This is a genomic window from Cellulomonas sp. HZM, assembly GCF_000708885.1.
Taxonomy (GTDB): domain Bacteria; phylum Actinomycetota; class Actinomycetes; order Actinomycetales; family Cellulomonadaceae; genus Cellulomonas.
Genome location: NZ_JEOE01000032.1, coordinates 19,760 through 29,858 on the forward strand (window position 1 = coordinate 19,760; position 10,099 = coordinate 29,858).

8 protein-coding genes and 1 pseudogene are annotated in these 10,099 nt (G+C 71.6%); 8 read left to right on the forward strand and 1 reads right to left on the reverse strand.

Going from position 1 to position 10,099, the window contains the following annotated elements:
* Positions 1-10 precede the first annotated feature (10 nt).
* The gene (locus AW16_RS0113590; protein WP_029291254.1) at positions 11-1,549 is read left to right on the forward strand and encodes an ABC transporter permease; all 1,539 of its coding nucleotides are present in this window, start codon (positions 11-13) and stop codon (positions 1,547-1,549) included.
* Positions 1,546-2,655 (forward strand): ABC transporter permease, encoded by a 1,110-nt coding sequence (locus AW16_RS0113595; RefSeq protein ID WP_081861685.1) that lies wholly within the window; start codon positions 1,546-1,548, stop codon positions 2,653-2,655. Before AW16_RS0113590 ends, AW16_RS0113595 begins: the two co-directional genes overlap by 4 nt.
* Positions 2,656-2,672: 17 nt before the next feature.
* On the opposite strand, the gene AW16_RS17805 is transcribed toward AW16_RS0113595, so the two are convergent.
* Complete coding sequence (locus AW16_RS17805) at positions 2,673-3,266, reverse strand: hypothetical protein (protein ID WP_051681947.1); 594 nt, start codon at positions 3,264-3,266, stop codon at positions 2,673-2,675.
* Between the two features lie 89 nt (positions 3,267-3,355).
* Between AW16_RS17805 and AW16_RS0113610 the strand changes: the two genes are divergently transcribed.
* The 6 genes and pseudogenes from AW16_RS0113610 to AW16_RS0113635 form a co-directional block, all read left to right on the forward strand.
* Positions 3,356-5,191 carry an ABC transporter ATP-binding protein gene (locus AW16_RS0113610; RefSeq protein WP_051681948.1) on the forward strand — a complete coding sequence of 612 codons (1,836 nt, stop codon included), beginning with the start codon at positions 3,356-3,358 and terminating at the stop codon, positions 5,189-5,191.
* A gap of 163 nt (positions 5,192-5,354) precedes the next feature.
* Complete coding sequence (gene typA / locus AW16_RS0113615; RefSeq protein ID WP_029291261.1) at positions 5,355-7,286, forward strand: translational GTPase TypA; 1,932 nt, start codon at positions 5,355-5,357, stop codon at positions 7,284-7,286.
* Positions 7,286-8,203 (forward strand): PIG-L family deacetylase, encoded by a 918-nt coding sequence (locus AW16_RS0113620; RefSeq protein ID WP_034649244.1) that lies wholly within the window; start codon positions 7,286-7,288, stop codon positions 8,201-8,203. The genes typA and AW16_RS0113620 overlap by 1 nt, the downstream gene beginning before the upstream one ends.
* A 5-nt stretch (positions 8,204-8,208) precedes the next feature.
* On the forward strand, positions 8,209-8,640 hold the full coding sequence (locus AW16_RS18830; protein ID WP_029291265.1) for a hypothetical protein: 432 nt from the start codon (positions 8,209-8,211) through the stop codon (positions 8,638-8,640).
* Positions 8,637-9,134 carry a flavin reductase family protein gene (locus AW16_RS18835; RefSeq protein WP_029291269.1) on the forward strand — a complete coding sequence of 166 codons (498 nt, stop codon included), beginning with the start codon at positions 8,637-8,639 and terminating at the stop codon, positions 9,132-9,134. The genes AW16_RS18830 and AW16_RS18835 overlap by 4 nt, the downstream gene beginning before the upstream one ends.
* Before the next feature lie 96 nt (positions 9,135-9,230).
* Positions 9,231-10,099: pseudogene (locus AW16_RS0113635) on the forward strand (hypothetical protein); the annotation flags it as partial.

Sequence of the window (10,099 nt, forward strand, 5' to 3'; positions counted from 1 at the left end):
TAACCCACCCGTGCTCAACTTCCTCACACGCCGCCTGGTGGCGGGTCTGATCACGCTGTTCGTGTCGCTGTTCCTGATGTACTGGCTCGTCGACATCGCGATCGATCCGCTCAAGGACCTGCGCGAGAGCACCGCTCCCAACAAGGAGCAGCTCATCGCGGCGCGCATCAAGCTGCTCGATCTCGACACGAACGTCGTCGTCCGGTTCTTCCACTGGTTCACCGACGTGCTGCACGGCGACTTCGGCATCGCCTGGCGATCGGGTCAGCCCGTGAGCGACCTGGTCGCCCACGCGATCGGCTCGACCCTCCAGCTGGTCACCGCCGCGACGTTCCTGTCGCTGCTGCTCGGCGTCGTCGTCGGCATCGTCTCGGCGCTGCGCCAGTACAGCTCGTTCGACTACCTGATCATCTTCCTGTCGTTCCTGCTGTACTCGCTGCCCTCGTTCTGGGTCGCGGTGCTGCTCAAGCAGTGGGTCGCCATCGGCTTCAACGACTTCCTCGCGGACCCGAAGTTCGCGTGGACCACGATCGCGATCGTGGCGATCGTCGCCGGTGTGCTGTGGAGCCTCGCGGTCGGCGGCACCGCGGTGCGAAGGTGGCAGGTGTTCGGCATCTCCGCCGCGGCCACGTTCGCGATGATCGCGTACCTGCAGGTCAGCGACTTCTGGCTCGAGCCGAAGATCGGCATCGTGCTGCTCGCGATCCTGGGCGCCGCGACGGCGTTCGCGATCGCCGCGATCTTCGCCGGCCTGCACAACCGCCGGGCGCTCTACACCGCGCTCACGGTGGTGGCGATCGGCGTCGTCCTCTATGAGCCGATGCAGACGGTCTTCAAGGGCGACATCTTCAAGGTCGGCTCGCATGGGGCCGGTTGGCTCATCTTCGGGCTCGCCGTGATCACGCTGGTCGTCGGGTTCGTCGTCGGACGCCTCTACGGGGGCCCAGACTGGGGGGTCTCGGCGCGGACCGGGGCCATCGTCGCGCTGATCATGGGCGCGATGATCTACGTCGACAAGGTCATGCAGCTGTGGCCGCCGTACACCAAGGCCCTCAACGGACGGCCGATCCCGACGTTCGGTGACCGCACCCCAGAGCTCGGCGGCAACTACTGGGTGGGCGTGCTCGACTCGTTCACCCACCTCATGCTGCCGACGCTGACGCTGATCCTGATCGCGTTCGCGGCGTACACCCGTTACTCACGCTCGAGCATGCTCGAGGTGATGAGCCAGGACTACATCCGCACCGCGCGCGCCAAGGGCTTGCCCGAGCGGGTCGTCGTGGTCCGCCACGGATTCCGCAACACGCTCATCCCGCTCGCGACGATCGTCCCGATCGACGTCATCACGCTGCTCGGCGGAGCGGTCATCACTGAGGCCGTGTTCGCGCGGCCCGGCATGGGCGCACTCTTCGTGAACTCGCTCGACGGCGCCGAGATCAACCCGGTGATGGCCTACCTGCTCATCACCGCGAGCCTGGCGATCGTCGCCAACATCGTCGCGGACATCATCTACGCATCCGTCGACCCGCGAATCCGGCTCGACGCATGAGCACCCCCGAGAACACCCAGGAGCCGGCACCCGTGTCCGAGTCCAACGAGAACGCGATCGAACTCAAAGAAGTCGTGGGCCTGTCCCAGGGCCAGATCGTCCGCAAGCGGTTCTTCCGCCACAAGGGCGCCCTCATCGGCATGTTCTTCCTGCTGGCGACGATCCTGCTCGCCTTCACCTCGGTGGGCGTCGGACCGATCCCCGGCTGGTGGAAGTACAACGGCACCGAGACGAACCTCGCGGTCGAGGAACCTGGTGGTCGGCCGACGATGCACCTGCCGGAGTTCCTCGGCGGGTCCGGCTTCGCGATCGGCGACCACCCGTTCGGGCAGGACGAGCTGGGGCGCGACATGTTCGGGCGCGTCATGCACGGTGTCCAGACGTCGCTGATCGTCATGTTCATCATCGGGCTGGTGTCGTGCCTGCTCGGCGTCCTCGTCGGCGCGCTCTCCGGTTATTTCCGCGGCCGTCTCGACACCGCGCTCATGCGGACCACGGACCTGTTCATCACGGTTCCTGTGCTGGTGATCGGTGCGGTGCTCGGCAAGATCACCGGCACGATCCCGGGTCAGAAGAACTCGTACGTCTTCGCGGTCGCGATGGGCGTGCTGCTGTGGACCACGCTCGCGCGTCTGGTGCGCGGTGAGTTCCTCGCGCTGCGTGAGCGCGAGTTCGTCGACGCTGCGCGCGTCGCCGGCGCGTCGAGCACGCGCATCATCTTCAAGCACATCCTGCCGAACGCGATCGGCACGATCATCGTAAGCACGACGCTTCTCATGAGCTCGGCGATCCTGCTCGAGACGGCGTTGTCCTACCTGGGCTTCGGGATCCGCGAACCTGCGATCTCGCTCGGCTCGCTGATCTCGCAGTACCAGCAGTCGTTCACGACGCGGCCGTGGCTGTTCTGGTGGCCGGGTCTGTTCATCGTCGTGATCGCGTTGACGGTCAACTTCATCGGTGACGGTCTGCGTGACGCGTTCGACCCGCGGCAGAAGCGCATCCCGTCGGTGCGCAAGATGGAGAAGGCGCAGGCGGCGGCACGTCCTACGGCGACGACGGCCGCGCCGAAGCTCGGCCCTGACGCAGGGCTCGGGGCAGGCGCATGACCCACGCTCGCGGGCGCTCAGCCGAGCGTCAGGACCGCCACGGTGGCGACGGCCAGCACCACGGCCGCCGTCAGCGTCCGGCGGTGCCACGCGCGGGTGACGTGCACGTCCGCGTCGGGCGCCGGCAGGAAACCGGCCGCGGTGAGGGTGTCGCGGCGCGCCTCGATCGCGTCGAGGACCGCGTCGCCCGTGGCGGGGAGCCGCTTGGTGCCCTCGGGCGGCAGGTCGGGCAGCTCGCGCATGCTGCGCGCGGAGCGCAGCCGGCGTGCGGTGCCGCTCTCGCGGGGGGCCGCCCACACGCCCACGTCGCCGTCGGCGGTGCGCAGCGTGAGGGACAGCTTGAGCTCGCTGCCGCGGTACGCGGGCCAGGGGATGCGCACGGTGCTCCATACGTTGCGGACCTCGACCAGCCCGTCGCTCACCTCCACGCCGGGGCGCCAGTACAACGCCCAGACGAGCAGCACGACGAGCGCGGTGGGCGCGAGCGCCCCGGCACCGGCGGCGGCGCCGTCGTGCGTGGTGATCGCCACGACGGCGACGACGCACGCGACGGCCGCGGCGATCGTCAGCCAGCGGCCCGGACGGGACGAGAACTCCAGAGTGGGACCCACGCGCCCATGCTCCCAGAACGACTGACAGACCCACGTGCGGCAGCGGCCCCGACCGGGCACGCACCGCGCCAGCAGGAAGGATCCTGACCGTGGCCACGGACACCCTGGCGGCCCCGCCGCCCCTCGACCAGCCGGTGCTGGACGTCAAGGACCTCGGCGTCGACTTCTACGTCGACGGCTCGTGGTACCCCGCGGCGTCCGGCGTGAGCTACACCGTCAGCCCCGGAGAGGTGCTGGCGATCGTCGGCGAGTCCGGCTCGGGCAAGACCCAGTCGTCGATGGCCCTCATGGGCCTGCTCCCGCCGAACGGCCGCGCGCGCGGCTCGGCCAAGCTCGACGACCGCGAGCTCATCGGCATGCCGTCCTCGAAGCTGCGCCGCGTGCGCGGCCGCGAGGTCGCGATGATCTTCCAGGAGCCGATGACGGCCCTGAACCCGGTGTTCACGATCGGGTTCCAGATCATTGAGACGCTGCGCACGCACTTCGAGATCGGCCCGAGCGACGCCCGCGAGCGCGCGATCGAGCTGCTTCGTCTGGTCGAGATCCCCAACCCGGAGACGCGCGTCGACTCCTACCCGCACCAGCTGTCGGGTGGTCAGCGCCAGCGCGCGATGATCGCGCAGGCCTTGGCGTGCGACCCGAAGCTGCTCATCGCGGACGAGCCGACCACGGCCCTCGACGTGACGGTGCAGGCCGAGATCCTCAAGCTCATGCGGGACCTGCGCCACCGCGTCAACGCGGGCATCGTGCTGATCACGCACGACATGGGCGTGGTCGCGGACATGGCGGACAAGATCATCGTCATGAAGGACGGCCTGGTCGTCGAGCAGGGCGAGGCCGCGCAGATCTTCGGCGCACCGCAGCACCCGTACACGATCAAGCTCCTCGAGTCGGTTCCGCACCTGGGCCGCAGCGCCGAGGCGGCCGCCGCCGAGGTCGCGGCGCAGACGGCGGGCGAGGCCACGCCGAAGGCCGCCACGGCCGACGACCGTCCCGTGGTGCTCGACGCGGTGGACATGGTCATCGAGTACCCCGGTCGCCGCCGTACGCCCGCGTTCCGAGCGGTCGACGGCGTCAACCTGCAGATCCGCAAGGGCGAGGTCGTCGGCCTCGTCGGCGAGTCCGGCTCGGGCAAGACGACGATCGGGCGTGCCGTCGTCGGGCTACTGCCGGTCACGAGCGGCAAGCTGGAGATCGTCGGCCAGGACATGGTCGGGGCGACCCGCAACGACCTCAAGCCGCTGCGCACCAAGGTCGGCATCGTCTTCCAGGACCCGGGCAGCTCGCTCAACCCGCGCCTGCCGATCGGCGAGTCGATCGCCGAGCCGCTGCTGCTGCACCGCGGGCTCAAGGGCGCGGAGATGTCCAAGGCGGTCGAGCGGCTGCTCGACCAGGTCCAGCTCCCGCGCGCGATGCGCAACCGGTACCCGCACGAGCTCTCCGGCGGTCAGCGCCAGCGCGTGGGCATCGCCCGCTCGCTCGCGCTCGAGCCGCAGCTGCTGGTCGCCGACGAGCCGACGTCCGCGCTCGACGTCTCGGTGCAGGCGACGGTGCTCGAGCTGTTCCAGGAGCTGCAGCGCGAGCACGGCTTCGCGTGCCTGTTCATCAGCCACGACCTGGCCGTCGTCGAGATGCTGTCCGACCGCATCGCCGTGATGCACAACGGCCGGCTCGTCGAGGTGGGCGACACCGCGCAGGTCGTCAACCACCCGAAGGACGACTACACGCAGCGGCTGCTCGCGGCCGTCCCCGTGCCGGACCCGGACTCCCAGCGACAGCGTCGCGAGGCGCGCGACGCGCTGCTCGAGGCGCAGCGCGTGGCGCTGGCGGCCGACGAGGCGGGGCAGGCCGCGGAGGCCGAGCGTCAGGAGAAGCTCGAGATCAGCGAGGTCGAGGCCGAGCGGGAGATCCCCCGCGGCTTCTGATCCGAAGGTCCGACGAAGGCTCCGGCGCGACCTGCCCGGAGCCTTCGTCGTACCTTCACGTCCTCGCGTACGTCCCCGCACCCGGCCGTAGTGACCGTGACGGTAGACTCGTCCGGCGCGCGACGACGCTGCGCGCCCCCCAACTTCTGAGATGAGTACCCGTATGTCCTCGGACACCACCACCACGAGCGTGCGCTCCGACCTGCGCAACGTCGCGATCGTCGCCCACGTCGACCACGGCAAGACCACGCTGGTCGACGCGATGCTGTGGCAGTCCGGTGCGTTCGGCGCCCACGCGCACGTCGACGAGCGTGCGATGGACTCGGGCGACCTCGAGCGCGAGAAGGGCATCACGATCCTCGCGAAGAACACCGCGGTCCGGTACGCCGGTCCCGCGGCGGCCGCGGTGGGCCAGCCCGACGGCATCACGATCAACGTCATCGACACCCCCGGTCACGCCGACTTCGGCGGCGAGGTCGAGCGCGGCCTGTCGATGGTCGACGGCGTCGTGCTGCTCGTCGACGCGTCGGAGGGCCCGCTCCCGCAGACCCGCTTCGTGCTGCGCAAGGCGCTCATCGCCAAGCTTCCCGTGATCCTCGTCGTCAACAAGGTGGACCGCCCCGACGCGCGCATCACCGAGGTCGTGCACGAGGCGACGGACCTGCTGCTCGGCCTGGCGTCCGACCTGCACGAGGACGTGCCGGACCTGGACCTCGACGCGATCCTCGACGTGCCCGTCGTCTACGCCGCCGCCAAGGCCGGCCGTGCGTCGCTGACGCAGCCCGCGGACGGCGGCCTGCCGGACTCCGAGACGCTCGAGCCGCTGTTCGCGACGATCCTCGAGAAGATCCCGGCCCCCACGTACACCGAGGACCACCCGCTGCAGGCGCACGTCACCAACCTGGACGCCTCACCGTTCCTGGGTCGCCTCGCGCTGCTGCGCATCTTCAACGGCAACCTGCGCAAGGGCCAGACGGTCGCGTGGGCGCGCCACGACGGCACGATGCAGAACGTCCGCATCACCGAGCTGCTCGAGACCAAGGCGCTCGAGCGCGTCCCCACCGAGCAGGCGGGCCCGGGCGACATCGTCGCGGTCGCCGGCATCGAGGACATCACGATCGGCGAGACGCTCACCGACCCCGACGACCCGCGCCCGCTGCCGCTCATCACGGTCGACGACCCGGCGATCTCGATGACCATCGGCATCAACACCTCCCCGCTCGCGGGCAAGGGCGGCAAGGGCCACAAGGTCACGGCCCGTCAGGTCAAGGACCGCCTCGACAAGGAGCTCATCGGCAACGTGTCGCTGCGCGTGGTGCCCACCGAGCGCCCCGACGCGTGGGAGGTCCAGGGCCGCGGCGAGCTCGCGCTCGCGATCCTCGTCGAGCAGATGCGCCGCGAAGGCTTCGAGCTGACCGTCGGAAAGCCGCAGGTCGTCACGAAGAAGGAGGACGGCAAGGTCCTCGAGCCCATGGAGCGCATGACGATCGACGTCCCCGAGGAGTACCTCGGCGCCGTCACGCAGCTCCTCGCGCAGCGCAAGGGCCGCATGGAGACGATGTCGAACCACGGCACCGGCTGGGTCCGCATGGAGTTCCTGGTCCCGGCGCGCGGGCTGATCGGCTTCCGCACGCGGTTCCTCACCGACACGCGCGGCACGGGCATCGCGTCGTCGATCGCCGAGGGCTACGAGCCCTGGGCGGGGCAGATCGAGACGCGTCTCAACGGCTCGCTCGTCGCCGACCGCGCGGGCGTCGTGACGCCGTTCGCGATGATCAACCTGCAGGAGCGTGGCTCCTTCTTCGTCGACCCCACGCAGGAGGTCTACGAGGGCATGATCGTCGGCGAGAACGCGCGCAACGAGGACATGGACGTCAACATCACCAAGGAGAAGAAGCTCACCAACATGCGCTCCTCCACGGCGGACAACTTCGAGAACCTCGTGCCGCCGCGCAAGCTGACGCTCGAGGAGTCGCTCGAGTTCGCGCGCGAGGACGAGTGCGTCGAGGTGACCCCGGAGATCGTCCGGATCCGCAAGGTGGTGCTCGACCAGACGGAGCGCGCGCGCATCACGGCGCGCAACAAGAAGAGCTGATGCCCGCGGTGCCCGCGGTGCCCGGGATGGGCGGCCTCGTCGCGGTGCACGCGCACCCCGACGACGAGTCGCTGTGGACCGGCGCGCTCCTGGCGACGTGGGCGGCGGCGGGTCCGGCCACCGTCGTGACGTGCACGCGCGGCGAGGCGGGGGAGGTCATCCCCGCCTCGCTCGCGCACCTGACCGGCGACGCGCTCGGCGCGCACCGGGAGGGCGAGCTCGCCGCGGCGCTGGCCGCGCTCGGGGTCGACGACCACGCGTTCCTCGACGCGCTCGTCGGCGGCGTGCGCTACGAGGACTCTGGCATGGCGTGGGACGACGAGGGTCGTGCGGGGATCGGCGCCGACGTGCCGGCGCGGGCGTTCGTCGGGGTCGACGTCGACGAGGCCGCGGGGCCGCTCGCGGACCTGCTCGTGGCTCGTCGGCCGGACGTCGTCGCGACCTACGAGCCCGGCGGCGGCTACGGCCACCCCGATCACGTGCACGCGCACCGCGTCACGATGCGGGCCGTCGAGCTCGCGGCCGTGTGCGGCCACCGCGTGCCCGTGGTGCTCTGGGCGGCGTTCGACGCCTCCGTCCTGCACGCCGCGTACGCCGCGTTCACCGCAGCGCCCGCGCCCGCCGGGACGTACGCCGACGCATCGGCGCCCCTCCCGTCGGCGGCGACCGCGCACGTCGACGTCGTCGTGGACGTCGCCCCCGTGCTCGACCGCCTGCTCGGGGCGCTGCGCGCGCACGAGACGCAGGTGCAGGCCGCCGACGCGGTGCACGGCGTCGACGGCGTGGCGGGCCGGTTCGCGCTCAGCCTGGGGCGCCTCGAGCCCGTCGCGCGGCACGAGGCGTACGTCCTCGCGCCCGGGAGCGAGCCGGGCGCCGTCGCATGGCCCGCCGGGGTCCAGGTCGTGGCAGTAGCCTGACCCGCGTGAACAGGACCGCTGCGGGCGTCGGCCGCGTCGTCGTCGGCATCCTCGTCGGGCTCGTCGCCGCGACGCTCGGCACGATCGGCCACCGCTCGGTGCAGCCCTGGGGGCTGGTGCTCGCGCTCGTCCTGGTGCTCGCCGCGGGTGTCGCGATGCGCGCATGGGGGGCGTGGACGGCCCTCGGCGGGTACGCGATCGGCGTCGGTGCGGGGGTGCTGGTGCTGTCCGGGACGGGTCCGGGTGGGGACACGCTTGTCCCGAGCGGGCAGGCGATCAGCTACTGGTGGCTGTGGGGCTCGGTCGCGATGCTCGCGCTGGCCGCGCTCGCACCGGCACGCCTCTTCGACGACGACCCGGGTGCCGCGTCGTTCGGTTGGCCGCCCGAGGACGTCGCGGACGACGGGCTCGAGACGGCGCCCGACGAGCGCGCGTGAGCGAGCCTGGCGACCCCGACCTGTTCCGCGACACCGTGTCGCGGCTGCCAGCCGGCGTCGCCGTCGTGGCGGTCCGCTGGCGCGGGGCGCAGCACGCGATGACGGCCAGCGCCGTCGCGTCCGTCTCGCTCGACCCGCCGATGCTGCTGTTCTGCGTGCACGCCGACGCGCGCGTGCGCGAGGCGCTCGACGACTCGTCGACGTGGGCGGTGAGCGTGCTCGCCGACACGCAGGGGCCCGTCGCGGACTGGCTCTCGTCGCCCGGGCGCCCGGTCGTCGGGCAGCTCGAACGCGTCCCGCACACGCTGGGCCCGCAGTCCGGGGCCGCATGGGTCGACGGCGCGGCGGCGTGGTTCGACTGCACGACCCACGAGATCCACCGCGCAGGTGACCACGACATCGTCGTCGGGACCGTCGTGGCGGCGCGTCAGGGCGACCCGCGGGCCGGAGGCCTCGTCCACCTGCGCGGACGGCTGCACGGCGTGCGCGGATGATCTCCACGCGCCACGCACGTGGCGCCCAGGGCTCGCCCAGCCCGCGCACGTAGACTCGCGCGGGCGCAACGTGCGCCGGGCAACCATGGGGGAGCGATGAGCGAGGGCACCAACCACGACGGCACCGACCCGGTCGACGGGTCCGCCGACGACACCGTGGTGCTCCCGCCCACCGGAGACGAGGGTGCGACCTCGTCCGACGCGACCTCCGGGGCGAGCGCCGGCGCGGTGGAGCAGACGGGGGCGCGGGACGCGGCTGACGAGGAGTCGTCGGCCGAGGTGCTCGACGACGTGGTCTGGCCCGTGTGGGGTGGCTCGGGCGTCCTCGGCTCGTCGAGCGTGCGCGCCGAGGGCGAGCCGACGGTGGTCGATGCGGTCGACGAACCGGCGGAGGCGGAGCCCGAGCCCGAGCCCGAGCCCGAGCCCGACACTGACCCTGACACTGACACTGAGGCCGACACCGCCGACGAGGCGGAGCCCGATGACGAGGCAGAGCCCAAGGCCGTCACCGCGGCTGAGCCGGAGACCGACGAGTCCGGGGCTGACGCCGAGCCCGAGACCGATGGAGCGGCAGGCGCGGACGAGCCGGTTCTCGCCGCAGAGCCGGTGGCCGACGAGAAGACGGTCGACACCGCCGACGACACCGCCGACGAGAACGCGGACGAGGTCGCCGACGCCCCGGAGCCCGCCCGCGACGACGTCACGCGTGTGATGCCCGCGATCGTGGACGCCGAGCCCGGCCCCCGCGCCGCGACAGCACCCCAGCGGACGTCCACCCGCCCGGCGTCGTCGGCAGTCGCCGCAGCGGCAGGCGGAGCCGCAGCAGCGACAGCAGGCGGAGCCGCAGCAGCGACAGCAGGCGGAGCCGCAGCAGCGACAGCAGACGGCGCGGCAGCAGGAGCCGCCGCGCCGACGCCGCCGACCGCGCAGCCGTCACCGCGCCCTCGTGTGACGCCGTCGCCGCG